The sequence below is a fragment of the Rhizobium sp. Leaf453 genome, assembly GCF_001425605.1.
Classification (GTDB): domain Bacteria; phylum Pseudomonadota; class Alphaproteobacteria; order Rhizobiales; family Rhizobiaceae; genus Pararhizobium.
Genome location: NZ_LMRG01000001.1, coordinates 655,903 through 680,627 on the forward strand (window position 1 = coordinate 655,903; position 24,725 = coordinate 680,627).

Annotated in this window: 23 protein-coding genes; 8 read left to right on the forward strand and 15 right to left on the reverse strand. The window is 59.6% G+C overall.

The annotated features are described in order from the left end of the window. Positions 1–49 precede the first annotated feature (49 nt). The 3 genes from ASG68_RS03160 to ASG68_RS03170 all read left to right on the forward strand — a co-directional run bounded on the left by ASG68_RS03160 (position 50) and on the right by ASG68_RS03170 (position 3,980). Complete coding sequence (locus tag ASG68_RS03160) at positions 50–850, forward strand: SDR family oxidoreductase (RefSeq protein ID WP_062583205.1); 801 nt, start codon at positions 50–52, stop codon at positions 848–850. A gap of 226 nt (positions 851–1,076) precedes the next feature. Further along, complete coding sequence (locus tag ASG68_RS03165) at positions 1,077–2,657, forward strand: LTA synthase family protein (RefSeq protein ID WP_062583687.1); 1,581 nt, start codon at positions 1,077–1,079, stop codon at positions 2,655–2,657. Between the two features lie 42 nt (positions 2,658–2,699). Continuing rightward, positions 2,700–3,980 carry a capsule biosynthesis protein gene (locus tag ASG68_RS03170; protein ID WP_062583202.1) on the forward strand — a complete coding sequence of 427 codons (1,281 nt, stop codon included), beginning with the start codon at positions 2,700–2,702 and terminating at the stop codon, positions 3,978–3,980. Here the strand turns inward: ASG68_RS03170 and ASG68_RS03175 are convergent. The 14 genes from ASG68_RS03175 to ASG68_RS03240 all read right to left on the reverse strand — a co-directional run bounded on the left by ASG68_RS03175 (position 3,961) and on the right by ASG68_RS03240 (position 19,216). Beyond that, the gene (locus tag ASG68_RS03175) at positions 3,961–4,677 is read right to left on the reverse strand and encodes an acyltransferase (protein WP_082478225.1); all 717 of its coding nucleotides are present in this window, start codon (positions 4,675–4,677) and stop codon (positions 3,961–3,963) included. The genes ASG68_RS03170 and ASG68_RS03175 overlap by 20 nt on opposite strands. Positions 4,678–4,815: 138 nt before the next feature. Further along, positions 4,816–6,177, reverse strand: a complete 1,362-nt coding sequence (locus ASG68_RS03180; protein ID WP_062583199.1) for an RkpR, polysaccharide export protein — start codon at positions 6,175–6,177, stop codon at positions 4,816–4,818. Then, the gene (locus tag ASG68_RS03185) at positions 6,177–6,836 is read right to left on the reverse strand and encodes an ABC transporter ATP-binding protein (RefSeq protein WP_062583197.1); all 660 of its coding nucleotides are present in this window, start codon (positions 6,834–6,836) and stop codon (positions 6,177–6,179) included. Before ASG68_RS03185 ends, ASG68_RS03180 begins: the two co-directional genes overlap by 1 nt. Then, positions 6,833–7,603: an ABC transporter permease gene (locus ASG68_RS03190; RefSeq protein WP_062583195.1), complete on the reverse strand. Its 771-nt coding sequence runs from the start codon at positions 7,601–7,603 to the stop codon at positions 6,833–6,835. The genes ASG68_RS03185 and ASG68_RS03190 overlap by 4 nt, the downstream gene beginning before the upstream one ends. 158 nt (positions 7,604–7,761) lie before the next feature. Next, positions 7,762–9,063: a capsular polysaccharide biosynthesis protein gene (locus ASG68_RS03195; RefSeq protein ID WP_062583194.1), complete on the reverse strand. Its 1,302-nt coding sequence runs from the start codon at positions 9,061–9,063 to the stop codon at positions 7,762–7,764. Positions 9,064–9,144: 81 nt separating this feature from the next. Further along, the gene (locus ASG68_RS03200; RefSeq protein ID WP_062583686.1) at positions 9,145–10,155 is read right to left on the reverse strand and encodes a KpsF/GutQ family sugar-phosphate isomerase; all 1,011 of its coding nucleotides are present in this window, start codon (positions 10,153–10,155) and stop codon (positions 9,145–9,147) included. Positions 10,156–10,297: 142 nt separating this feature from the next. Beyond that, on the reverse strand, positions 10,298–10,762 hold the full coding sequence (locus ASG68_RS03205; RefSeq protein ID WP_062583192.1) for an RrF2 family transcriptional regulator: 465 nt from the start codon (positions 10,760–10,762) through the stop codon (positions 10,298–10,300). A 153-nt stretch (positions 10,763–10,915) separates the two neighbouring features. Next, the gene (locus ASG68_RS03210; protein WP_062583190.1) at positions 10,916–11,146 is read right to left on the reverse strand and encodes a hypothetical protein; all 231 of its coding nucleotides are present in this window, start codon (positions 11,144–11,146) and stop codon (positions 10,916–10,918) included. A gap of 499 nt (positions 11,147–11,645) precedes the next feature. After that, positions 11,646–14,180, reverse strand: a complete 2,535-nt coding sequence (gene secD, locus ASG68_RS03215; protein WP_062609126.1) for a protein translocase subunit SecD — start codon at positions 14,178–14,180, stop codon at positions 11,646–11,648. Between the two features lie 108 nt (positions 14,181–14,288). Continuing rightward, a complete protein-coding gene (locus ASG68_RS03220; RefSeq protein ID WP_156373768.1) occupies positions 14,289–14,717 on the reverse strand; it encodes a hypothetical protein in 429 nt (142 codons plus the stop codon). A gap of 149 nt (positions 14,718–14,866) precedes the next feature. Further along, positions 14,867–16,480: a 5-guanidino-2-oxopentanoate decarboxylase gene (locus ASG68_RS03225; protein WP_062583185.1), complete on the reverse strand. Its 1,614-nt coding sequence runs from the start codon at positions 16,478–16,480 to the stop codon at positions 14,867–14,869. Then, complete coding sequence (locus tag ASG68_RS03230; protein ID WP_062609128.1) at positions 16,477–17,667, reverse strand: pyridoxal phosphate-dependent aminotransferase; 1,191 nt, start codon at positions 17,665–17,667, stop codon at positions 16,477–16,479. Before ASG68_RS03230 ends, ASG68_RS03225 begins: the two co-directional genes overlap by 4 nt. A 14-nt stretch (positions 17,668–17,681) precedes the next feature. After that, on the reverse strand, positions 17,682–18,341 hold the full coding sequence (locus ASG68_RS03235; RefSeq protein WP_062583182.1) for a TetR family transcriptional regulator C-terminal domain-containing protein: 660 nt from the start codon (positions 18,339–18,341) through the stop codon (positions 17,682–17,684). Next, positions 18,338–19,216 carry a dimethylarginine dimethylaminohydrolase family protein gene (locus ASG68_RS03240; RefSeq protein ID WP_062583180.1) on the reverse strand — a complete coding sequence of 293 codons (879 nt, stop codon included), beginning with the start codon at positions 19,214–19,216 and terminating at the stop codon, positions 18,338–18,340. The genes ASG68_RS03235 and ASG68_RS03240 overlap by 4 nt, the downstream gene beginning before the upstream one ends. Positions 19,217–19,427: 211 nt before the next feature. On the opposite strand from ASG68_RS03240, the gene ASG68_RS03245 reads away from it, so the two are divergent. The 5 genes from ASG68_RS03245 (at position 19,428) to ASG68_RS03265 (ending at position 23,936) form a co-directional block, all read left to right on the forward strand. Then, positions 19,428–20,201 carry an ABC transporter ATP-binding protein gene (locus tag ASG68_RS03245; protein ID WP_062583685.1) on the forward strand — a complete coding sequence of 258 codons (774 nt, stop codon included), beginning with the start codon at positions 19,428–19,430 and terminating at the stop codon, positions 20,199–20,201. 36 nt (positions 20,202–20,237) lie between these two features. After that, positions 20,238–21,020 carry a transporter substrate-binding domain-containing protein gene (locus ASG68_RS03250; RefSeq protein WP_062583178.1) on the forward strand — a complete coding sequence of 261 codons (783 nt, stop codon included), beginning with the start codon at positions 20,238–20,240 and terminating at the stop codon, positions 21,018–21,020. Positions 21,021–21,185: 165 nt separating this feature from the next. Then, positions 21,186–21,914, forward strand: a complete 729-nt coding sequence (locus ASG68_RS03255) for an ABC transporter permease (protein WP_062583176.1) — start codon at positions 21,186–21,188, stop codon at positions 21,912–21,914. 50 nt (positions 21,915–21,964) lie between these two features. Next, entirely contained in the window at positions 21,965–22,765 is an 801-nt protein-coding gene (locus tag ASG68_RS03260; RefSeq protein ID WP_062583684.1) for an ABC transporter permease, read from the forward strand. A 1-nt stretch (position 22,766) separates the two neighbouring features. Continuing rightward, positions 22,767–23,936 (forward strand): M20 aminoacylase family protein, encoded by a 1,170-nt coding sequence (locus ASG68_RS03265; protein ID WP_062583174.1) that lies wholly within the window; start codon positions 22,767–22,769, stop codon positions 23,934–23,936. A 115-nt stretch (positions 23,937–24,051) separates the two neighbouring features. Here ASG68_RS03265 and ASG68_RS03270 read toward each other — a convergent pair whose 3' ends face one another. Continuing rightward, on the reverse strand, positions 24,052–24,618 hold the full coding sequence (locus ASG68_RS03270; protein WP_062583172.1) for a transglutaminase-like cysteine peptidase: 567 nt from the start codon (positions 24,616–24,618) through the stop codon (positions 24,052–24,054). Positions 24,619–24,725: the final 107 nt, after the last annotated feature.

A 24,725-nucleotide genomic window follows, 5' to 3' on the forward strand; every position in this document is an offset into this window, starting at 1 on the left:
TTATCTGGCAGCCGGTTCCATCGACCATCAACCGAACTGGTCTTTCAGAATGACTCATGTGATCATTACGGGCGGCTCAAGCGGGATCGGCCTGGAGATCGCCCGGATCTATGCCGACCGGGGGGCGCGGATTTCCCTTCTGGCTCGCACACTGTCGACGCTCGAGGTAGCGCAAGCCGAACTCGCGCGCACGAACGCGACAGCGAAAGTCCTTATCGACAGCGCGGATGTGACCGACGAAATCCAGACGGTGGAAGCAATCCGCCGCTGCGAAGAATCCTTCGGCCCCTGCGATATCCTCATCACCTCCGCGGGCATAGTCGAGCCGGGTGTCTTCGAAACAATCTCTACAGAAGCATTCGAACGACAGATGCGAACCAATTTCACAGGCAGCGTCAATGCGGTGCGCGCTGTCTATGCCGGCATGAAGCAGCGTCGCTGTGGCAGGATCATGCTGGTCTCGTCCGGAGCAGGTCTGATCGGGATTTACGGTTATGCCGCCTATTCCGCTTCGAAGTTTGCGTTGCACGGGTTTGCGGAAGCACTTCGGTCTGAAGCACGACCACAAGGTGTCAGCGTTTCCGTCTGCTTTCCACCAGATACGGAAACACCCCAGTTCACACGCGAGCTTGAGCATCGGCCGCTCGAGGCGGCCGTGATCATGGGGAGCGTCGCGCCATGGGCGTCCTCTGCCGTGGCAGCGCGAATCGTCCGCGCAATAGACAAGCGCTCGTTCGAGGTCTTCTTCGGCCTGTCGCTTGGCTCTCTCGGACGTTTCGGTTCCACCCTCAAGCCCTTCCTCAACTGGTGGTTCGATCGCGCGATCCTCAAAATCAGCCGTCGCCCTTGAATGGGCGCAATCCCCGTGCATCAGCGGCAGAATCAGATTCTGTCATGTTTTTTGAGTAGATGGCGGTTATCCAAGGTAACGGACGAACCGGCGGCCAGATTCTCGTAGAATCGCTTTCGGTTAGGCTTGAAATATTCTAAGTGTCGTCCTGTTGCGCCGAAACGAATACGATTTGCGGCAAGCGAACGAATATGAAGGTATCGGTTTGGCGTTGACGTCGCTCCACATGCATGACCATCCCGTGGCGCTGACGTTATTCTGCTACGTTCTGGCCTGCTCCGTCGTCCTGTTTACCGACCGCTTTGCGTTGCCGAAGCGCGAGCGTCGCCGCAATCGACCGCCGGCTAGCGTGAAGCGCGCAATCGTCGATATCCTTGCGAGACTTCCCATCATCGCGCTTGTCTTTGCAGGCTTTTTCGCGATCTCCTGGCGTCCGCTCTATGCCGGTGCCGGCGCAATGAGCTTCTTCGTCATCTTCACCGGTATTTCGCGCGCGAAATACAAGTTCATTCGTGAACCTCTGGTTTTCTCCGATATCGCCTTGGTCGCCGACGTCTTTAAATACAAATCGATCTTCTATGCCAATTCACTAAACATCGTTTTTTGGCTTGTAGCTTTCCTTTATGTATTCGGCGTTTCAGCACTCTACATGTATTTCGAGCCGCACCTGCTGCCGTCGAGCAACAGGCCTCTGTGGATCCTTCTCATGTTCCTGATCGCAGACCTGCCGTGGATTCTGCTGTTCTACGGCCCGGTCAACCGCCCCGTGGCTGATCTGGCGCAACGTCTTGTCGGCAAGCCGAACGTGAAGGTCAGCACGATCCGGTTTGGCACCTTCGCCTCGGTGATCTTTCACTTCATTATCTGGCTCGGTCGCCGCCGCGAAAAGATCGTCGCCGAACTCTCCGAGCGCTTCCTGGCGGCGGTGCAGGACCTGATCGGACACGACGACGATAACAAAGCACCACTGGTTATCGTCTGGCAGTCGGAATCGTTCATCGATATGCGCCATTGCGGTGTCGACAGCATCAAGCTGCCGACGATCGACCGGCTGCAGAAAAAGGCCGCGCAGTGGGGACGCCTGGCAACGGTCTTCGAGGGTGGGTACACCCTGAGAACGGAGTTCGCCGTACTCAGCGGGCTGGTTCCCGACGATCTTCATATCGATGCCAGCTATCCCTATCTGCGCGCGAGCCATTACACCGATGTCGTCTGGCCGACGAAACTGAAGAAGGCCGGATGGAACACGCATTTCATGCACCCCTATGACAGGACCTTCTTCCTGCGTCACAAGGCGATGCCGCAGCTTGGTTTCGAGAAAATGACCATGCTCGACGACTTCGATCATGATCCGCAGGCCGATGGCCCCTACGTTTCCGATTTCGTGCTGACCCAGAAGGTAATCGCCGACCTCGACAAGCAAACCGTCGCGGAGGGCAGTTTCCTCTTTGTCGCCTCGATGGCCAATCACGGACCTTGGGAACCCGGTCGTGTCAGGGATCTAACCGATCCTGTCGAGATCTACCTCGACATTCTTCAGCAATCCGACGAGGCCTTGGGCAAACTGGTGGATCATTTGAATACGCTTGACCGCCCTGTCTGGCTGCTGTTTTACGGCGATCATGCACCGTTGCTGAAATCCTTTGCTGATCCTTTTCCCGATCCGCGGACCGACTATTTCATCGTGCCCCTTGGAAAGGCTCGCAAGTCGGACCATGTACCGACATCGGCGCGCAGCGAGGAGCCGTGGAAACTGTTGGAGGTATTGCTCAGGCATGCCAATCTGCGCAAGGACGATCTGATCTAGTGCCGGCGCGGATTTCAGGAGAATGACAATGGTTTTTCAGCCGTGACACGGCGTGTCTTTCTCTTCCTACAAGGGCCGTCCTCGCCGATCTTCGCCAAGATTGCCGATCGCCTCGACAGGCTCGGGCATCGATGCCTGAGGATCAATCTCAACGCCGGCGACCAGATTTTCTGGAGACGCAAGAACGGGTTCAACTATCGAGGGCACGGCGGTCCTGCCTGGCAAGCTTATTTTGCAGGCTTCGTGCAGGATCACGGCGTCACAGATCTCGTGCTCCTTGGTGAAGAGCGCGCTTACCATCAGCAGGCGATTGAGATCGCCCGGGAGCGGCAAATCGAGGTTTCGGTCATCGAGATGGGGTACCTGCGCCCGGACTGGCTGACGCTCGAACGCGGCGGCATGTCATCCAATTCGCATTTTCCTGCTGATCCCGGCCTGATCATCGAGGCTGCCCGTGCCTTGCCGGAACCGGACTGGAAACGACGTTACACGCAGAGCTTTCTTGCAGAGGCCGCCTACGATCTCCTCTACAATCTGCCCAATGTCTTCCTGTGGTTTCTCTTCCCCCACTACCGCAGGCACGCCCTATTCCATCCCTTGGCGGAGTATGCGGGTTGGGTGACACGGCTTATCGGTGCCCGTAGGAGGAGTTCGGAGGCCGCGGCGCTCGTCAACGCAATCTTCGCCGGCAGGGAGCCGTTTTTCGTCTACCCGCTGCAACTCCAGACCGATTTTCAGTTGAGAGCACATTCCCCCTATAATGACCAGCGGGAAGCTATCGAAACGGTCCTCTCTTCCTTTGCTCGATGTGCCCCGCCGACATCTCAGCTGATCGCCAAGGTTCATCCACTCGATAACGGATTGATCTCCTGGCGAGCTTTCATCAATGATCTGGCAAGAGGATTGGGTGTGGGCAATCGCGTACAATTTCTCGACGGAGGAGACCTGAACGCATTGCTTGCGAAGGCTGCGGGAACTGTAACCGTCAACTCGACGGTGGGGCTCAGCGCCCTGCAGGTGGGCAAACCGATCAAGGTATTGGGCGTGGCGGTCTTCGACGTCAAGGGTTTGAGTGATCAGGCAGACCTCGACACGTTTTGGCGATCGCCTGCGCCGCCTGATGAAAAAATTCGGAAGGCATTCTTTCGACTGCTGGCGGCGGCCATTCAGGTCCGCGGTAATTTTTACTCAACTGATGGAACGGACGCAGGCGCAGATGCCATAGCCAAACGGCTGCATGAGCGATCCGTCAACCAGCCCGGCGCCTTTGTCGATCCACCCCCGAGGCAAAAGCCGCAAAAAATCAATCGTCGTCGTCATTGACAGTTTCGACCGTGCGCCATTCCTGCATTTCTTCCTTCGAAAACTGGCGGAGCCGGCGCCTGTGCCAAGTAATTCCACGCTTCACGACAACTGCTGGCGTCCCCGCGATGACAACGCCACTTTCCGTGAAGGATTTGTTGACGAAGGATTTCGCGCCGATGACGCAATCGTCCGGGATCACAGTTCCTTTGCTGAGCATGGAACCGACCCCGACCCAGACATGATCGCCAACGACAACAGATCGGGCACGGTTCAATCGACGACCATCCGCTTTACGAAGAATCGAATGGGCATCACTCGTGCGGATTTCGATGCCGCGCGAAAGCATACACCAGCGCCCGATGGTCACATCGCAGCGCTCCTGGCTGAGGACATAAACAGATTCGAAAGTCGTCCCTTCGCCAATCATCACTGTCTGGCGCGCGCCTTTGATGATCACTTCACCTGAAAGCTGGCAGTTCTCGCCGACGACAATGCGGTTCCCACGACCGCGGATCGTGATATGCCCGGTAAAAGTCGAGGATTTCGGAAGCTCGATACTGTGCCCACTGCCGGAAAGGCGAATCGTTGCAACCAGCCGCCCCTTGGCGTCAATGGTATTGCTTTCGCCCTGATCGACCAGCACTGCGAGTGGCCTGAGAAATCGAACCTTCGGCAGCGATTTTAAAAAGCTGCCAACCCTCGCAAAGACATTCATTTATTGATTACCGTAGAAGTACAAGCGCTCTGGAGCAGACTCCTCATAGATCATGCGTAGATGGGAGGATAGCCGGCGTGAGACTGATGCATGGAGCGCCGGACGAGATTCACCAATCTCATCCGGCGAGTTGGGCGCTCAGGTTCGATCTCGAATGTTGTAATAGCCCATGACGAACACGGCCCAAGCGAAGAGAAGCCCAAGCGAAACCAGGAACGAATTCAGGTAGCGCGCTGGATACTGCGCCATCTGCGAAAGGGTTGGCTGGTTGAAAACAGCAAGGTAGCGCTGCTTGCTGCTGGCATCCAGACGGGCCTTTTCCAGGCTCGCCAAGGATGCGGTATAGGCGCGCTCAGCAAATTCGCGCTCCGTTTCCAGCTCTTCGAACTGCTGAATTCGGCCAGCGACATCGCCCGTTGCACTTCCACGCGCCGACTTCTCGGCGACATTCCCGCTACCAAGCCGCCGGCGTTCGGAATCCAGCTGCTGCTCGACACTTGCAATTCGTGCCTTCAGCACACGGACACGCGGCGTATCTTCGCCCATCTGTGTCAGGGCGGTCGCCAGATCGGCGTTCATCTGCACCAACTGCGCTTCCAGTCCACCAATCAACTGAGCCGCCAGCTTCGCTCCCTCAACCGGATCGACCTCTTGGGAAACATCGCGATAGTCTCGGACTGCGACACGCGCCTTGGTGAGGCGTTCTTCCGCCGAACGAACTTCGTCGCCAGCCGTCTTCAAGACGCCATTGCGAGCCTCTGCCGACAGGTTATTGACAAGATCGTCGCTCTTTTCGATCACGAACTGGGCAATTTCCTGCGATTGCTTCGGATCGAATGCCCTGACCTGCAACTGCATGATGCCCGACGCATGGTCGTAATTTACGTCGACCATACTGCGCCAGTATTCGAGCTTGTTCTCGATCGGGAGACCAGCCCCCAACCCGTAAAAATAGTCGACCCCACGGGCTTCATAGATTTTTTCCAGGTCGAACTTCTTTTCAACGTCGGCCAACATGCGCTCACTTCGGATGTAATCCATCAGGATGTAGCTGTCGGACTGCGTGTTGCCTGTGGATGCCTGAGTGAACATGCCCAGAATATCCGACCCACCGGCAGCTTCTATGCTTCTGACGGAAAACGAAGCCGTGCTGTGGTACTGATCAGCCGCAAAAAAGATCATGTAGATGGACGCGAGGGTACCCGGGATCGCGACGAACAGAATGAAACTGACGATGATCATCGCATGGCGCAGCCGTAGCGACCCCAAAAAGCTCCGCTTTTTGACTTCCTGCGTGATGATCGTGTGAATCTTGTTACGGGTCGGGTTAACCTTGGCAATCGGCGCGGGTCTGGTCGGAACCAGAAGACGATCGTCATTACCCAACAGACCTTCCAGGAGGTGAACGCTTCTAGGCTTTACGACTTCTTTGCCAGCCAGACGGTTATCAGTCAGGTCCGTCGGCGCGGCATTCGAAGCCGCATTCTTGATGACCGCCATTACCGTTCCTTCATATTCCTGTTGTGAGCGCTGATCGCGTCCTCAATATCATCATAATAGGTTAATTTGCCATTTTCCAGAACCACGCCACAATCACAGTAATCGCGAATGGTTGTTGTACTGTGAGAAACCATGATGACGTCGGATTCCTGCAGACGGCTTTCAAAAACAACCCTGCACTTCTTCTTGAAATTCACATCGCCAACAGCAGTGATTTCATCGACGAGATAGTAGTCGAAATTCACACCCATGCTCAAACCGAAGGCAAGACGGGCCTTCATGCCCGACGAATATGTACCAACCGGCGCCTTGAAGAAAGGCCCCAGTTCAGCGAATTCTTCCACGTATTGGATTAGTTCGCGGGTATCCACGCCATAGATACGAGCAACAAAGCGTACATTTTGCTCGCCGGTCATCGTGCTCTGGAAACTTCCCGCAAAGCCCAGCGGCCAGGAAATCTTCCCCTGCCGGATGATACGCCCGCTGTCCAATCGGATTGTGCCTGCGATCAGCTTGAGCAAAGTTGATTTGCCGGCGCCATTACGACCGAGCAGGCCGATGCTTTTTCCGCGCTGCAAGACGAGGGAAGCGCGCTCGATAATGGGCTTGTTGATGCCTCTGGTGCGCGCGAATTTTGTCGCCTGCTCAAGCCTGATCATTCGTTTCTCAAAACAGCGGAAGACATGGAAAAAAGCACCATTCCAAAAAAGAATGTCAAAAATGCGAAGCCGTAAGCATAGTTTATATCCAAACCCAAAGCCCGATATTCGTCATAAAAGCCGGTCCTGAAATGCATGGTCACATGAATGAGCGGATTGAGAAGCACGATATCCTTGTAGGGATGCGGAATGGCATCCGGTAAAAAGAACACGCCAGAAATCAGATAGATCGGCCTGCTGATGATGGCGTAGACCTTCTCATAAAGCGGATACTTGATGAACAGGACATTGTTCGACAGTCCGACGCCCAATCCCAGGATGCTGGCAATAAAGGCCGCTTCGATGATCGGTGGCCATGATATTTCCGGCGGGACCCGCATCGTGGCGATGATGACAGACATGACCACAACGGCAACGGCCACAGTCGTAACCAACTGCAGAATATATCGCGCGACTATGGTGTCGACGGGGGCGACGTTGGGGTAATTCAAAAGCGACTTATTTGCCCGGACGGCACCGTTGAGATAGGTCGCCATGGCTTGGTAAAACTGGAACCCGATATAGCCTGTTCCGAAAAACAGGGGAAAGCTGGTGCCGAGAGGTGGAGCCCGGGCGATGGCTTGAAAGATGAGCGTCAACAGGGCGACATTTGCGGCCGGGTCAAGGAATGCCCAGACATATCCGCCGGGCTTGTTGCCGAAACGGGCTTCCATTTCGCGGACGAGCAAGGCGGAAACGACTCGCGTATGTGTGGCCACATGTCCCAAACAAGCTGCTTTCTTCCAGTGCCTCTGGCCACATCACCGCCTGAGGGCGACGCAGCCGCGTCATTCCATAAACCAATCCGCGCGATATCGCCATGCGATGCCGCCACATTTTCGAGCCGACACTATATCACGTCCTTCTTGCAAAGAACTGCCACGACCTATTTGTCGAACGGATAGAGTATTCGGCCGATCAATCTGAACTTGGGATTCGAGAGCTCTCGGAAGAACTGGATCGGATCCTCGCGGTAATTCTCGGCGTCACGACCGTGGCCGATCCCGGCGATGAACGGCGATACGATCGGCGTCAGCAGATGCCGCCAGCCGAGAATGCCATAGGGTCCCCAGGCCTGCCACTTCGGTCCGGGCGCCCGATAGGGTTTGACCGGAACGGCCGGTGCGGCGAAATGACGGCGGATGCTTTCGACCGTTTCCTCGAACGAAACCGATCTGCCCGTTTCCGGTTCAAAATAGCGCGGATAGAGAAGGTAGGCGCCGGCGAATAAGGCTTCGATCGATAGGGTTCGTCCCCTGCGCGGATTGGGCTGGCGATCATCTGTCAGACCCCAGCTTGCATAGAACGGACATCCCTGCACGGTGACCTTTAGCCCGCGCAACAACGCCTCGAAGCCCGCCAGCGAGGTGATCGTGTAAACATGATCGATCGTTTCGAACGCGCGCGCCATCGGCAGCGGTTCCGCCAGGATCTGGCAGAGATGACGAACATCCTGCGGGTCGGATTGCGCAAGGCGCACACGATTGAGGATGTCGGGATGTGGCTTATAGATGATCTGTGCATCCGGGTTTTCCGCCGCTGCTAGCCGTACGAGATCATTGTTGGTGATCGGCGGCAGGCAGCCGAACTGGATGGAGGCGTCATCCTCGACCTGGCCGATGACCAAAACGCGCTTGCCCGTTTTCGGGCCATAGACACTGTCGATATCCGTCTTGGCATCGCTGTTGTATTTGCTGACGCCCGATTCCAGCAAAAACCGGATTCCGTTTCGGGCACGCTCCAGAAGGTCTGGATCGGCGTCAAAATCATAGGTCGCAAGCAGGCGCTCGAGATCCGACGCCGTACGGCAGTCGAAATAGGCCGTTCCCTGATCGAAGGCGAGCGAGAGCGGCGGCGTGCGGCTGGCATTGGCTTCGACCGAGCGGATAAACCCATCCTCGATGAAGTAGACCGGTATGCCGTTCTGTGTTGCAAAGGACCGCAATCCATCCGGCGCGCGCAGGCTCCAGACGAAAATCTGCGGCTTGTCTGCCGAAAGGATGCGATCCGCCCATTCCTCCTCGAACTCGTTTTCCCGCGCGTACATGGGAACAAAGACGAAGTCGCATTCCGGGAAGTAGCGCTGGAAAACGGCCTGCTTCCAGCCGTGAATGTGAAACGCGAACGTGACGACCGGAGCGCTCTCCGCGCCCTGATCCGTTTGAAGGAAATGTTGCTGTTCAGGCAATGGCGTTCGCTCGCAAAATCGTTTTCCCAACGACCGGCATCAACGTCGCGACGGCCGCTGGCGTACGGTCGCTACCGAAACTCAGGCGACACCCGCGCGCAGCAGGTCGTGAATATGCAGGATGCCACTGGGAACACCATCATCTTCAACGAGGAACAGAACCGTGACCTTTTGCGCCTGCATCAGTTCCATCGCAGCACTCGCCAAAATGGACCCCTTGATGACCCGTGGCTTGTGCGACATCACCGTATCGACCGTTTCCAGCAGCAGATCACGCGACATGTGGCGGCGCAAGTCTCCATCGGTGATCACGCCGACCAGCTTTCCTATTTCATCGGTCACGCCGAGAACACCGAAACCTTTAGACGACATCTGGATGACCGCATCGCCCATCGGGCTACCGAGCGGCAGGAGCGGGATGGCATCGCCGTCATGCGCCAGTTCCTGAACCAGCAGCAATTGCGAGCCGAGCTTTCCGCCGGGATGGAAGGTCTTGAAGTCCTGCGCCGAAAATCCGCGCCGCTCCAGCAGCGCGATCGCCAAGGCATCGCCGACGGCCAATTGCAACATGGCGGAGGTCGTCGGCGCCAGACCGTGCGGGCAGGCCTCCTGGACCTTCGGCAGGGTGATGGCAACGGTTGAGTTGCGCGCCAGCAGACTTTCAGCGTTGGAGGTCACGGAAATGATCGAAACATTGAAACGCTTGGCATAGGTCAGCATATTGCCGAGTTCGACGGTTTCGCCGGACCAGGAAAGGAGGATCAGCAAATCCTCTGAGGTGATCATGCCGAGATCGCCGTGGCTTGCTTCCGTCGGATGGACGAAATAGGCCGATGTGCCGGTCGAAGCCATGGTCGCGGCGATCTTGCGGCCGATATGCCCGCTCTTGCCGACGCCGGATACCACCACGCGGCCCCGGCTACGGGCGATCAGGCTGACCGCTTCGACGAGATTATGCGAGAGCGCGGGATCCGTGGCGAAATGCGAGGCAAGCGCATTGATGCCATCGACAGCGGTCGCCATCGACCGACCGATCGATTCGAGCACGGCACGCTCTTCCGGGGTGTTGTTATCGACCTGCCTGAGACCCATCATCACGCTCCAAGACCCTTATCAAGTGCCCGGTTATAACCAGAGCGCTCCCAGATCAAATCAAAATGGCCAAATCATGCGTTTTCCCCGCGACGGTGGCGCGAAAAACGTCAGAAAAACCACAAAATGTGCTGGAGAGGCCTCAGCTTGCACGCTTTTCGACGATGTCGTCGTCCGCAAGCAGGGATTTTCCCGGGTTGTTGACGAAGGTTTCAAGCGTCATCGTGTCGAGAATGTCGGCAATCGCATCGCGGACGATCGTCATGGAGTGGCGAACTTCGCAGGTATCCGGATCATGACAGTCATCACAGACCTCATAGGCCGTACGGCTTGCACAACGGATCGGCGCGAGGGGGCCATCCAGCGTGCGCACGACCTGACCGATGCGGATTTCAGATGCAGGACGCGACAGGGAATAGCCGCCGCCGGGGCCTTTCTTCGAGCGCAGGATGCCTGCATTGCGCAATTCCAGAAGAATCGTATCGAGAAACTTCTTCGGGATATTGTTGCGGCTCGCAATCTCGGTGATAAAGGCCGTCTCGCCCGGATCAAGCCGCGCAAGATCAACCAGAGCCTTCAGTCCGTACTTTCCCTTTTTCGTCAGCATCGCAGTTCGCTCTTTCCACAGATCAGCGCTCAAAAATGGCTTCGATCTGCTGATTGCCATCGTCATAAACCGGCATATCACAAGAGAAGCCTTGCCAATATACCGATTTAGTCAAAAGATGGCCAAACTGCGGTTTTCACGCACATTTATGGTTTACGCCACTGCATAAAGCGCCGAAGTGTCAGCGGATCGCAACACTGCCGACTTTCCGCTCTGGGCTGCCACCAACTGGCGGACCGCGGATCGCGCTTCATCCGCAGAACGGAAGTAACGCGAATCGAGATCCCAGACGTGATACTTGACCGCGACAAACTTCATGCGACCCGCATCCGGGACGACGACACCGACGGCTTCGCCGCCAAATTCTATAACCTGCTTGTTCATATATACGCTCCTTCCACGCCGGGACGCGGATCATTCTCAATCGTGCAAATTCAAGGAAAGGACTGTTTTCAGATCACATTCGCGTAATGAGGCGAATGCAAAGGTCTTTCGTTGCGCGACAATAGGAACGCGTGCCGCGAAGAGTGGCGACGTGATGATTGGCAAACATGACACTCTCCTTGGCAATGACCCAAGCCACTTGACCTTGGGTCGGGTTACAGGCATCCGGCTGACTTCTCCTGTCATCGGATGATCAAGAATTACAATAGACCACCAATTCAGTCAATTAAAATTGACGTTTATTGAAAAATAATACCCATTATTTCGCCATAATAGCGATCAAAGGGACATTGTTTTCAACAAACACGACAAATTGGAATGATGATCTAGCTCGACGGGACAACTCCTCACGTCCCGCAATGATATGTAGGCGCCGCATGGGACAAAAAAAGGGCAGCCGAGGCTGCCCTTTCAAATTTTCTTCGGCTCGGAGGCGGAATCAGCTCTTGGCCAGTTCCGTACCCGGCGCGCGCGTTGCTTCCCGATCTTTCCACCAGCGGCTGAGGAAGAGCAGGATTGGACCACCGATATAGATCGATGACGTCGTCGCGACGATGACACCGAAGATCATCGGCCAGGCGAAGCTCTTGACCGCATCGCCACCCCAGATCGCCATCGGCACCAGTGAGAACGCCGTGGCCATCGAGGTGAAGATGCATCGCGCCAGCACCTGGTTGATCGACATGTCGATCAGGTCGGAGAATGGCATGGTCTTGTACTTGCGCAGGTTTTCACGCATGCGGTCGTAAACCACGACCTTGTCGTTGACCGAGTAGCCGATCATCGTCAAAAGCGCCGCGATGGCCGTCAGGTTGAAGTCAATCCCGGTCAGTGCGAAGAAGCCAATCGTCTTTGTGATATCGAGCAGCAACACCGCGATGGCGCCGACAGCGAAGTGCCATTCGAACCGCCACCAGATGTAGAGCAGGATCGCCAGCATCGCGAGCGCCACGGCGAGGAAGCCAGAACGGGCCAGTTCCGCCGAGATGGTCGGGCCGACGACTTCCGTCCGCTCGAAGCTTGAGTCCGGAATGACCTGGGCCACGCTGTCCTTGATCTTGTTCAGCGCAACGGTCTGTTCCTGCTCACCACCCGGCTGGCGCTGGATGCGGATCAGAACGGACTTGTTCTGGCCGAATTCCTGCAGGGCGACTTCGCCGAGGTGCAGGCCTTCCAGTTCGCCGCGCAGCTTTGCAAGATCGATCTCGTTCTTGGAGGTCGCCTCTACCTGGATACCGCCGACGAAGTCGATGCCGTAGTTCAGGCCGGGATGGAAGAAGAGAATGACGGAACTGACCGACAGGAAAGCCGACATGCCGATGGCGACGAAGCGCCCCTTCATGAAGGAAATCTGCGGCAGATGCGGAACGCCGCCGAACAGCGACGGGATTTCCAGCTTCTTCATCTTGCGACGGACGACGACTTCACGCATCGCCAGACGGACGACCGTGATCGAGGTGAACATCGAGATGACGATGCCGAGCATCATGGTAATCGCGAAGCCGCGAACCGGGCCTGTGCCGAACATGAACAGCAGGATCGTGCCCGAAAGCGTGGTGACGTTACTGTCGATGATGGTCGCATAGGCCTTGTTGAAGCCGATATCGAGCGCCTTCATCGCCCCTGCCCCGCCTTCCGTCTCTTCACGGATACGGGCGTTGATGAGGATGTTGGCGTCGACCGCCATGCCGATGCCAAGGATGATACCGGCAATACCGGGCAGCGTCAGCGTCGAGCCGAGCATGCCGAGCACGCCGACCGTCAGGATGGTGTGCAGCAGCAGGCCGAGATTGGCAATCATGCCCCAGGCGCCGTAGAGCACGACCATCAGGGTCACGACCAGGGCGAAGCCGGCGAGACCGGTATAGATGCCCATGCGGATGGAGTCGGAACCGAGGTTCGGGCCGACCGAGCGTTCTTCAATGATGGTGAGCGGCGCCGGCAACGCACCGGAGCGCAGGAGGGCCGAGAGAACGGTTGCTTCCTGGGCAGTAAAGTTACCGCTGATCTGGCCCTGGCCGCCGGTGATCGGTTCGTTGATGCGCGGCGCGGTCAGGACCTTGTCGTCGAGAACGATGGCGAAAGGCAGGCCGACATTGTCGCGGGTGATTTCGGCGAACTGGCGGGCGCCCTGGCTGTCGAAAGTGAACGAGACGATCGGCTCGTTGGTCTGCTGGTTGAAGCCGGCCTTGGCGTCGGCGAGACGTTCGCCAGCGATGGCGACGCGGCTTTCGACGGCATATTTGCCGCCGTCGTTTGCGCCCGGCAGGATGTCGACGCCACGTGGCGGCGGGTTGGGCGAGTTCGGATCGACGGAGGTGTCGACCATGTGGAAGCTCATCTGCGCGGTCGAGCCGAGCAGTTCGCGCAGATGCGTCGGATCCTGCAGACCCGGCAACTGGACGAGGATACGGTCCGAGCCGACGCGCTGGATCAGCGGTTCTGCAACGCCGACCTGGTCGACGCGGCGACGAATGATCTCGAGGCTCTGATCGACGGCGGCCGTCATGCGCTCGGTGAGGCCGGCCTCGGTGAGCTTGACGGTGATCGTGTCATCGGCCGTCGTAACATCGATGTCCGACGTGACCGTGCCGAAGCCGAGTGTGCCGGTCTGGACCGCCAGTTCCTGGATTTTCGGCATGACCTTTTCGCGATCGGCCGGATCGGGAATCTTGACGGCGATCGTGTCGCCGGCGATGCGCGCCGACGAGGTCGGCAGCCGCACGCCGCGCAGGGCGCCGCGAATGTCGTCGAGAAGCGTATTGAGACGAGCCTTGCGCAGGCCGGCCGCATCAACTTCCAGAACGAGGTGGGAACCGCCCTTCAGGTCAAGCCCGAGCGTGACAGGCTTCACCGGGAGGAAGGCGGCGTATTGCTGCTGGACAGCCAGCGGCAGCACGTTTGGTAGCGCCGCGAGTATCCCGAAAAGGGTTACTGCGACATAGGCCAGAATGGCCCATTTCGAAGTGCGCATGTTGAGGTTCCATTATAGCCCACATCCATCGGCAGGGCCGAGGACAGCGGGTGTGACAGTCAAATGAGAAATGCGCCGCAGCGCATCAGCTGCCCCGAAGGACAGCCGTCAAGCGCCGAGAACCGGAGGGCCGCGGACGCGAATGATATCGTAGCGCTGGCCAGCGGCGACAGCCGGCGAAAAGGCCATTGCCGGAATACCGCCATAGGAAATGGCGGCGACGTCGATAGCAGCTGGCAGCAGGAACGGCACTGGTCCGCCGGGCGAAGCCTTGCCATCGGCGCGATCCGCGGTGAACCGCAGGTCGGCAACGGGGAAGGCCCGCATGATATGCCGCGACAGGGTCGTGTCGGACTGCCCGCTTTCGGGAACCGCGACATTGCCGGCATTCTGCTGGGTGGACAGGCGCGACGAAAAACCTTGCGCCGAGGCAACGAACTGCATGGCAAGGGCAGCCGCCAGAATCCAGAGCACGGCAAAAAGCTTGCCAGCACCTCTGCGATCGATCCTGTTGCCGTTCATGCCCATGAAGGACATTTTCCTTCCCGTTGGCGGACAGTTTTCACTGAAAATCGCCCCATTGCTCGCCGATTCAGCCCGCAAGCGCGCCTAAAGACCATCGCTCGACGCCAAAGTCAAATCTTACCATTCGGCGACAGGTTTGGATATCCCACCACCGGCTTGCCTCACGCTGTGACGCCGGTCGTCCGCGTCTGGTGGATTTCGATCAGCGACGTGCCGCCGCGCTTGCGGGCATCGATCAGAGCGGCCGGCAGATCGGCGGCCTTCGAAAGCCGCACGGCGGGCACGCCATAGGCACCGGCCGCCAGCATGAAGTCGGGAGCCGACGGCTTCACGCCTTCCGGCGTGATTCCGGATTCGACCATGAAGTTCTCGATCTCCTGATAGCCGTCATTGTTCCAAACGAGGAAGATCACATTGGCGCCGATATCGACCGCCGATCCCAGTTCCGCCAGCGAAAACTGAATGCCACCATCGCCGACGAGGCAGATCACCGGCTTTTCCGGATCGGCAACCGCCGCGCCCACTGCAGCCGGCGGTGCATAACCGAGCGCACCGAAGCCGGTCGCGGAGTTGAACCAGGATTTGGCCCGCGGCGCATCGCAATAGAGATTGCCGGCATAAACAGCCTGGGTGGAATCCCCGACGATCACGGCATCCGGCAGCGCCTGATAGATCGCATCTATCACGGCGATTTCGGCGCGCATCTTCGCCGTCAGTTCCGCCAGTGCCGCCTTGCGGGCATCGGCGGCCCTCTCCTTGCCCCTTGCCGCAGGCTTCGTCGTCAGGAAAGCCAGCATGCCCGAGACGGCTGCCTTGGCGCCCGACAGGATGGACAGCGCCGCATGCGGCCCGCGCGCCAGCTGTGCCGCATCGATATCCGTGCGGATCAGGTTGCCGAGAATCGGGAAACCGCCATCGGCATACATGTCATAGTCGGTCTGGCCCATTTCCGTGCCGAGCGCGATCACCAGGTCGGCGTCGGAGACCAGCCTGCGCACGGCCTTGAGGCTGGGGCTCGCCGGCACCCGCAACGGATGGCCTGCCAGCATGCCGCGCGCATTGACAGTCATCACCACCGGCGCGCCGATACGCTCGGCAAGTTCGAGGATTTCCGCCTCCGCCGTGATCGCGCCGCCACCGCAGATGATCAGCGGGCGGCTGGAATTGCCGCAGAGGATCGCCGCCTTTTGCAGCGTCTCGGCATCGGCGCGCGGCCGCGTTGCCGTCGCCTTGCGCAAGGCCGGCGTGGAAATCCGCGCCGTCATCACATCCGTGGGGATTTCGATATGCACCGGACCCGGACGGCCGGAGGTGAGGATGGCGAAGGCTCGCTCGACCACCGGTGCCAGATCGGCGGGGTTGAGCAAGGTGTGCGAATAAAGCGCCAGCGTCTTGATCATGCCGTGCTGGTCAGGCAGCTCATGCAAAAGCCCGCGCCCGTGCCCGAGGGAATCCCGCCGGTTGACGCCGGAAATCACCAGCATCGGGATCGAATCCTGCCGGGCCTGCGCCATCGCCGTGATCGTGTTGGTGAGGCCCGGCCCGGTGATCACAAGCGCCACGCCCGGCTTGCCGCTGACGCGGGCATAACCGTCGGCCATGAACCCGGCTCCCTGCTCGTGGCGGGGCGTCACATGCCGGATTTTCGACGCAGCAAGACCGCGATAAAGCTCGACCGTATGAACGCCGGGAATGCCGAAGACGGTATCGACCCCATTGGCTTCCAGCAGGTCGACCAGCACTTCGCCAACGGTCTTCATCTCTGCAATGCTCATGCCGGGCGCTCCTGACGCGACACCAGCCGGAGCGCCAGATCGGCGATGCGGCGGCAGGCTTCGACAATCGCCTCTTCCGGCACGGTCAGGCTCATCCGCACATAGGGCGTCGCATGCACGCCGAAGGACGATCCCGGCATGACAGCGACATGTTCCTGCTCCAGAAGCGCCCAGGCGAAGGCTTCGCCGGTCAGCCCGGTGCCGACGACATCGAGCAGGATGAACATGCCCGCTTCCGGCGGCAGCGGCCGCACACCCGGCACATTGGACAGGTGCTCGACGATCAGATCGGCCCGAGCCTTGAAGGACGAGCGCATGGCCGCTGACGTGCCGATCTCATGGGTCAACGCATAGGCCGTCATGTCGGCGATGAAGGGCTGGACACCGAACAGCATCGTCTCGGAGACCGGCAGCAGCCGGCTTGCGAATTCCGTCGGACCGATCGCCCAGCCGCTGCGGAAACCGGGCGCTGCGTGCGACTTGGAAATCGAGGACACGACGATCGTGCGCTCGGCGAGATCAGGATTGTCGAAGGGCGAGGCAAAGGTCGCGTCGAAGATCAGTTCCTCATAGACCTCGTCGCAGACGATCCAAAGATCATGCTTGCGGCAGACCTCACCGATCTCGCCGATTTCCTGCGCGGTCAGCACGGCGCCGGTCGGATTGTGCGGTGTGTTGAGAAGCAGCACCCGGCATTTCGGCGTGATCGCCTTTTCCAGATCCGCCGCCTGCATGTGAAAACCGTGTTCCGGCTTCAGCGGTACGGTGACGCGATGGGCGCCGGTCGATTGCACGACGCCTTCATAGGTCGCGTAATGGGGATCCCCAACCAGCACGCCGTCGCCGGCCTCGACGAGACCGAGCATCACTGCGAACAACGCCGTCTGGGTGCCGGGAAAGCACAGCACGTTCTCGGCCGTGACGTCCGGACGCCGGCGGGCATAGCGCGCCGTCAGCGCCTTGACGACGGAGGGTTCGCCGCGACCGTTGGAATAGCGGTATCGGCCGGCGTTCATTGCCCGCTGCGCCTCGGCCAGCAGCGACGGATCGGCAGGAATGTCGGGCTCGCCGATTGTCAGCTGGATGACATCTGTGCCTTCGCTCTGCATCTGGCGCGCGCGGATATGCAAGGCCCATTTTTCGGAGCCGAGATCCGCCAGGCGGTCGGTGATCGATGAATAGCGCATGGTGTCTCCTGGTATCAGACAGTTTCGGCGGCGCGGCCATGTGCCTCGCCGGGAGTTTCGTCATTGCCGAGCGAAAGGCCCAGCAGCGCCTCGATCGAGGACAGGGCGATGGAAACCAGTTCGGTTTCCTCGAAAAGCTCACCCGCAAGGCAGCCTTCCAGCCACAATCCGTCTATCATGCCGTTGATGGCGATCGCATGGCGGCGGCATTCCGTTTCGCTGTCCGGACGATCCTGCGAGCGCAGGAAATCGCCGATCAGCCCCTGAAGATCGTTGCGAAACCCGAGATATCCTTCCCGGTGGATCGCGGCCAGTTCCGGGTCGACCCGAACCTGGCTGATGAAAGAGGCCCAGAGCGACAGGCTGCGGCCGTTCGCAACCGGCGCGGTGAGGTTCAGAGTGATGAACCGGCGCAGCCGCGTTTGCGGGTCGCCCCCGATATCCCCGGCCTTGGCCGCAAAGCTTGCCAGCACCGAGCGATAGGCCTCGGCCACCATCTGATCCTTCGAATCGAAATAATGCCGGACAAGGCCTGCCGTGACCCCGGCGCGGATGGCGATCTGGCGGACCGTCGCGCCCTTCAGTCCAAGCTCAGCGATCGTGTCGAGCGTCGCCTCGATCAGTTCCTGCCGCCGCTCTCCCTCCGGCGCGCGATGGAACGTCCGGCGGTTCATGCGGCCCGTCGCAACACCGGCCGCGTCAGGCAGGTCGGGCCACCTTCGCAGGCAATGCACAGCGCGTCAGCCTCGAAGACCTCAACCTTGCAGCCGGCCCCTTCCATCGCCGCCTTGGTCTTGGGGAAGCCCGCAACCATGATCACCTCTTTCGGGCGAACCGGCAGGACATTGAGGCTGAGGCCGTTGCTGGCATGGAACTCATCCGCCGGCGCCTCGATCATGGTGATGCCCCATTCCTTCAGGAGCTGGTAGAAGGAGGCCGGCAGCAGCGGCGCGAAAACCAGCGCCAGATCGCGCGACAGCGGGCTCATCACCGACATCAGATGCAGGCAGGCTTCCTCGCCCTGCCAGAGCGGCAGGTCGTAACCGAGCACGTCGATACCGTGGGGGCTGAGCATTTCGGTCAGCTGCGAAATGCCTTCTTCGTTGGTCCGCACGCCGCGGCCGACGATCAGCGTCTCGGCATCGAGCCAGATGCAATCGCCGCCCTCCACCGTGCCGGGCGAGACGATGCGCCCGAGAATCGGAATACCGGCCTTCTTGTAGGCGGCCTCGTGCAGCGCCGTTTCCTTTTCGCGCAGCGGCTTGCCCATGCGCAGGATGATAGCGCCATGGTTGGACATCAGCGACGGATCATGGGTGAACATGGCGTCGGCAAGGCCATCGCCCTTGTCTTCCAGCCAGAGGATTTCCGCACCGGACTTTTCCACGAGGCTTGCAAATTCCGTGTACTGCCGCACGGCCTTTTCGCCATCGAATGTCGGGCCGTAATGCCACTGCGCAGGATCGGCCGAGGCCAGGCTTGCGCCCGGCCGACGCATCAGCACACGCACCAGATTGGCCGACATCTCCTGCGAACCATAAGCCGTCATCGTCTACTCCTGTCGGAAATTTGATCATGTGGAAGGGCTGCCAGAAAAAGCAGCGTTGGCGTTATTATACGGTTGAATAATTTCTGCACAAGTGCCACGATGGCTTTCATGGAACAGCGTGACAGGCAAAAATGCCGCACGAAAAGAAAACCAGGGGAACTGTTTTCATGCGTTCGAAACCGGCATCCTGCCTCTTGCGGGCAGATCATTCATGACGATACCTGCCCAGGCAATTGCGGTCTCACAACTCCACAAACGCTTCGGGCCGCTGGAAGTGCTCAAGGGCGTTTCGTTGACCGCCAACCAGGGAGACGTGATCGCCATCATCGGCGGCTCCGGCTCCGGCAAATCGACCTTCCTGCGCTGCATCAACATGCTGGAACTGCCCACAGCCGGCACGGTCACGATCCATGGCGAGACGATCGCCATGAAGAAGGACGGGCGCGGCGGCCAGATGCCCGCCGATCGCAAGCAGGTCGAACGCCTGCGCACACAGCTCGGCATGGTGTTCCAGAGCTTCAACCTCTGGCAACACATGACCATCCTCCAGAATGTCATCGAGGTTCCTGTCCACGTGCTCGGCAAGTCGAAGGCCGAGGCGATCGAGACGGCGGAGGCGCTGCTGCGCCGTGTCGGTCTGTTCGAGAAGCGCGACGCCTATCCGGCCTTCCTGTCCGGTGGGCAGCAGCAGCGTGCGGCGATCGCCCGGGCCTTGGCGATCCAGCCGCTGGTCATGCTGTTCGACGAGCCAACCTCGGCGCTCGATCCACAGCTCGTCGGCGAAGTGCTGACCGTCATTGGCGATCTCGCAAAGGAGAAGCGCACGATGATCCTCGTGACCCACGAGATGAAGTTCGCGCGCAACGTCGCCAATCACATCGTCTTCCTGGCCGACGGCGTCATCGAGGAACAGGGGCCGCCGGACGAGATCTTCGGATCCCCGAAATCCGAAAAGCTGAAAAGGTTCATCAGCTCGATTCACTGAGATCAAAAACTGCAAAAACCAAAAAAGGGAAACAGCATGAAAAAGACGCTCAAGACCATTGCCCTGTCACTCGCTCTCGGCATCGCCGCCGCAGGCGCCGCCTCTGCCGATCCGATCAAGGTCGGCTTTGCCGCAGAGCCCTATCCGCCATTTACCTCGCCGGATGCGTCGGGCAACTGGGAAGGCTGGGAAGTGGAGTTCCAGAAGGCGATCTGCGCCGAGGCCAAGCTCGAATGCGTGATCACCCCTGTCGCCTGGGACGGCATCATTCCGGCGCTGACTTCCAAGAAGATCGACATCATCATCGGCTCCATGTCGATCACCGAGGAACGCCTGAAGACCATCGACTTCTCCGACAAGTATTACAACACGCCGACCGGTGTCATCGGCCCGAAGGATGTTTCCTTCGAAGCAACACCTGAAGGCCTCAAGGGCAAGACCATCGGCGTTCAGGTCTCCACCGTCCACCAGGATTACGCCAACAAGTATTTCGGCGAGAATGGCGCGACCGTGAAGGAATACCAGACGCAGGACGAAGCCAACAACGACCTCGCCGCCGGCCGCCTCGATGCCGTGCAGGCCGACGCGATCGCGCTTGGCGCCTTCCTCGCCACGGACCAGGGCAAGGCCTGCTGTGACCTGAAGGGCAACGTCAAGGACGATCCGGCCATCCTCGGCGCCGGCGTCGGCATCGGCCTGCGCAAGGGCGAAGACGAGCTGAAGGGCAAGCTCAACGCCGCCATCAAGGCGATCCGCGAGAACGGCACCTACGACACCTTCTCGAAGAAGTATTTCGACTTCAACATCTACGGGGAATGATTGCCAACCGATGAGGTGGCGGCTTCGCCCCTCATCCGCCCTATCGGGCACCTTCTCCCCGTTTTGACGGGGAGAAGGACAAGCGGCAACCTCGATCGTCCCCTCTCCCCGCATGCGGGGAGAGGGTTAGGGTGAGGGGCAAACTCAAGAGCAAGCTGAACGTCCATGGCTGATCCCGCATCCCTCATCAACTGGAGCCTGCTGGCGCTCGAGCCGCCCGGCTGGGGCGGCGTGCTGCTCAAGGGCCTCATGAATTCGATCGTGATCGCCATCGGCGGCTATACGTTCGGGCTGGTGCTCGGCATCGGCGGCGCGGTCGGCAAGCTTTATGGCGGGCCGATCACACGCGACCTGATGGAGTGCTACACGACGATCGTGCGCGCGGTGCCAGAGCTTGTTCTCATCCTGCTGCTCTATTACGCGGGCACCGATCTGCTGAACCACCTGCTCGGGCTGTTCGGATTCAGCGAAGTGGATATCAGTGGGCTCGCCGCCGGCATCTTCGTCATCGGGATCGTCCAAGGTGCCTATTCCACCGAAGTGCTGCGCGGCGCCATCAAGGCCGTGCCGGCCGGGCAGATCGAGGCCGCGCGTGCCTATGGCATGTCGCCGACCAAGGTCATGACCCGTATCACGCTGCCCGCCATGCTGCCCTATGCCATTCCCGGCCTTTCCAATCTCTGGCTGATCGCCACCAAGGACACTGCCCTGCTGGCCGTCGTCGGCTTTTCCGAACTGACGCTGGTTACCCGCCAGGCGGCCGGAGCGACCAAGGCCTATCTCTTGTTTTTCTGCGCCGCCGGAGCGCTCTACCTGGCGCTGACTCTGGTCTCCGATTTCGTCATCAAGATCATCGAGCGTCGCGCCCGGCGCGGTTTCGTGGAGCAGTCATGACCGGCGTTCCGCTCCCCGACACCACGCCCCCGGATGTCACCACCCATGCGATGGCGATCCTGCCGGAAGACCTGCCCACGGCGGACAGTTTCTTCAGGCCGCACCGGATCGTCCTCATCCTGATCGCCGCGGTGCTCGTCTTCTGCATCGCCTGGTTCATGCGCTGGGACTGGATTCCGCAATATCTGCCCAAGCTCGGCCATGGCATTATCGTTACGCTCGCGATGCTGTTCAGCACCGCGATCCTCGGCTTTGTCTTGGCCGTGCCGCTTGGCCTCGTGCAGGTCACCGGGCCCTGGCCGCTCAAGGCGCTGGCCAAGACCTTCTGCACGATCATTCGCGGCACGCCGCTGCTGCTGCAACTCTGGCTTCTCTATTACGGCTTGGGCTCACTCTTCCCGCAGTTTCCGGCTATTCGCCAATCCTTCCTCTGGCCCTATCTTCGCGAATCCTGGCCCTATGGCGTTGCGGCACTGACGATCTCGTTTGCGGCCTACGAGGGCGAGGTCATGCGCGGGGCCTTTGCCGGCGTGCCGGCCGGTGAACTTGAGGCCGCCCGCGCCTATGGCATGAGCCGCTGGACCATGTTCCGCCGTATCTGGCTGCCGCGCGCCATCCACCGTGCGCTGCCGACGCTCAACGGCGAAACCGTACTGCAGCTGAAGGCCACCCCACTGGTCGCGACCATCACAGTGATCGATGTCTATGCGGTCATCTCCAAGGTCCGGCAGGACACCTACATAACCTATGAGCCGCTGCTGCTGCTGGCGCTCATTTACATGTGCCTGACCGGTATTCTTGTCATGGCCTTCCGTTATCTTGAAAATCGCATTCCAACGCGTGGTGCCTGACATGACAATGAACATCAACCTGACCAATTCCATGCCGGAACTGGTCGCGATCCGCCATGACCTGCATGCCCATCCGGAGCTGGGGCTCGAGGAATTCCGCACTTCGGATTTCGTCGCCACCTGCCTCGAAGGCCTCGGCTACACCGTCACCCGTGGCCTCGCCAAGACCGGTCTCGTCGCGACTCTGAAGAACGGCACGAGCGAGCGTTCGATCGGCATACGCGCCGACATGGACGCCCTGCCGATCTTCGAGGAGACCGGGCTCGACTATGCATCGAAGACACCCGGCTTGATGCATGCCTGCGGCCATGACGGCCACACGACCATGCTTCTGGGCGCCGCCCGCGCCATTGCCGAGCGGAAGAATTTCGACGGCACCGTCCACCTGATCTTCCAGCCGGCCGAGGAGAATTTTGGCGGCGCCAAGATCATGATGGATGAGGGACTGTTCGAGAAATTCCCCTGCGACGCCGTTTTCGCGCTCCACAACGAACCCGGCCTGCCGTTCGGCCAGTTCGCACTGCGCGAAGGCCCGATCATGGCGGCGGTCGATGAGGCGAAGATCACTGTGCATGGACTGGGCGGCCACGGCGCCGAGCCGCAGGAAACCGCCGACCCCATCGTCTGCGGCGCCTCGATCGTCATGGCTCTGCAATCGATCGTCTCGCGCAATATCCATCCGATGGCCCCGACCGTCATCACTGTCGGCTCGTTCCACAGCGGCTCGGCCAGCAACATCATTCCCGAACGCGCCGAGATTGTCGTCGGCATCCGTTCCTTCGACCCGAAGGTCCGCGACGAACTGGAGCGCCGCATCCGGCTGATTGCCGAAAACCAGGCGGCAAGTTTCGGCATGACGGCAACGGTCGATTACCAGCGCAGTTATGACGCCACCATCAACCACAAGGCCGAGACGGATTTCGTCCGCGAGCTCGCCATCCGTTTTGCCGGCAAGGACAAGGTCGTCGATCTCGAACGCCCCTTCATGGGCAGCGAGGATTTTGCCTTCATGCTGCAGGAACGGCCCGGCACCTATTTCTTCCTCGGCACCAGCGTCACCGGAAACGAAAAGTCGCTGCATCATCCCGGCTACAATTTCAACGACGATCTACTGCCGATCGGTGCCGCCTTCTGGACGGAGCTGGCGGAAGCCTATCTCGCTCGAAAGTAATTTCGGAACAGAAAAAGGCCGCAGGAAGGGACAATTTCCTGCGGCAAGTTGGGACAGTCGTCAGTAAACTTTGGCTTCGGTCGCCCGTTTCGGGCGACATCGATCCTGGAACGTTTCAGTCGAAGAAGCGGACGGTGCTGAGTGCAGCAAAGCTGTAGCCGGTGTCGCGGCGCTTCAGGACCGGTGCCTGGCGGTGGTCCAGCACGAACTCGCCGTTCGAGGTGGTGACCACGAGGACCGAATGGCTGCGGCCTTCCGGCGAGGTCACGCTGGCGACCCGCATCGCGCCTGCCGGAAGGCCGGCACGGATCAGCTGGCTGCGCTTCATCATCGCATATTCGTCGCTCGTGCCCGGAAGCTGGTTCAGCGACAGGAACTCGCGCTGGGCGCGGATCGCCGGCATGACGCGGTTGACGCTGCGGTTGACCGAGGCCAGCACCGTGCGCACCTTGTTGGTATAGGCGATGACGTTGCGGTTCGAAGTGCGGCACTCATTGCCATATTGCAGGCAGAAGAGCTGGTAGGAAAGCTTGGTGCGCTCGCTGAGCTCGACATTGCGGACCGGCACGGTCGCGCTGATGGAGCGGGCGGCAGATGAGATGCTCATGGCCTGCGAAGGCAGAGCGGCAGTGGCAGCAATACCGATCGACATTGCGATCGCAACGAAAATTCTCTTCAGCATGACCCTGTCCCTGTTTCTATCCCGTCCGTCTGCCCCTGTCCGGACAGCGTCGAGTCTAAGAGCGCCGGATTCATTCCGGCTGCGGGGAAAGCGTCATGCTGCGAAAC

What these genes read in the sequence shown, in the direction of transcription:
- ASG68_RS03160 (WP_062583205.1), top strand. Translation starts at nt 50, where the DNA reads ATGACTCATGTGATCATTACGGGCGGCTCAAGCGGGATCGGCCTGGAG.
- ASG68_RS03165 (WP_062583687.1), top strand. Translation starts at nt 1,077, where the DNA reads ATGCATGACCATCCCGTGGCGCTGACGTTATTCTGCTACGTTCTGGCC.
- ASG68_RS03175 (WP_082478225.1), bottom strand. Translation starts at nt 4,677, where the DNA reads ATGAATGTCTTTGCGAGGGTTGGCAGCTTTTTAAAATCGCTGCCGAAG.
- ASG68_RS03180 (WP_062583199.1), bottom strand. Translation starts at nt 6,177, where the DNA reads ATGGCGGTCATCAAGAATGCGGCTTCGAATGCCGCGCCGACGGACCTG.
- ASG68_RS03185 (WP_062583197.1), bottom strand. Translation starts at nt 6,836, where the DNA reads ATGATCAGGCTTGAGCAGGCGACAAAATTCGCGCGCACCAGAGGCATC.
- ASG68_RS03200 (WP_062583686.1), bottom strand. Translation starts at nt 10,155, where the DNA reads ATGGGTCTCAGGCAGGTCGATAACAACACCCCGGAAGAGCGTGCCGTG.
- ASG68_RS03205 (WP_062583192.1), bottom strand. Translation starts at nt 10,762, where the DNA reads ATGCTGACGAAAAAGGGAAAGTACGGACTGAAGGCTCTGGTTGATCTT.
- ASG68_RS03210 (WP_062583190.1), bottom strand. Translation starts at nt 11,146, where the DNA reads ATGAACAAGCAGGTTATAGAATTTGGCGGCGAAGCCGTCGGTGTCGTC.
- secD (WP_062609126.1), bottom strand. Translation starts at nt 14,180, where the DNA reads ATGCGCACTTCGAAATGGGCCATTCTGGCCTATGTCGCAGTAACCCTT.
- ASG68_RS03220 (WP_156373768.1), bottom strand. Translation starts at nt 14,717, where the DNA reads ATGTCCTTCATGGGCATGAACGGCAACAGGATCGATCGCAGAGGTGCT.
- ASG68_RS03225 (WP_062583185.1), bottom strand. Translation starts at nt 16,480, where the DNA reads ATGAGCATTGCAGAGATGAAGACCGTTGGCGAAGTGCTGGTCGACCTG.
- ASG68_RS03230 (WP_062609128.1), bottom strand. Translation starts at nt 17,667, where the DNA reads ATGCGCTATTCATCGATCACCGACCGCCTGGCGGATCTCGGCTCCGAA.
- ASG68_RS03235 (WP_062583182.1), bottom strand. Translation starts at nt 18,341, where the DNA reads ATGAACCGCCGGACGTTCCATCGCGCGCCGGAGGGAGAGCGGCGGCAG.
- ASG68_RS03240 (WP_062583180.1), bottom strand. Translation starts at nt 19,216, where the DNA reads ATGACGGCTTATGGTTCGCAGGAGATGTCGGCCAATCTGGTGCGTGTG.
- ASG68_RS03245 (WP_062583685.1), top strand. Translation starts at nt 19,428, where the DNA reads ATGACGATACCTGCCCAGGCAATTGCGGTCTCACAACTCCACAAACGC.
- ASG68_RS03250 (WP_062583178.1), top strand. Translation starts at nt 20,238, where the DNA reads ATGAAAAAGACGCTCAAGACCATTGCCCTGTCACTCGCTCTCGGCATC.
- ASG68_RS03255 (WP_062583176.1), top strand. Translation starts at nt 21,186, where the DNA reads ATGGCTGATCCCGCATCCCTCATCAACTGGAGCCTGCTGGCGCTCGAG.
- ASG68_RS03260 (WP_062583684.1), top strand. Translation starts at nt 21,965, where the DNA reads ATGGCGATCCTGCCGGAAGACCTGCCCACGGCGGACAGTTTCTTCAGG.
- ASG68_RS03265 (WP_062583174.1), top strand. Translation starts at nt 22,767, where the DNA reads ATGACAATGAACATCAACCTGACCAATTCCATGCCGGAACTGGTCGCG.
- ASG68_RS03270 (WP_062583172.1), bottom strand. Translation starts at nt 24,618, where the DNA reads ATGCTGAAGAGAATTTTCGTTGCGATCGCAATGTCGATCGGTATTGCT.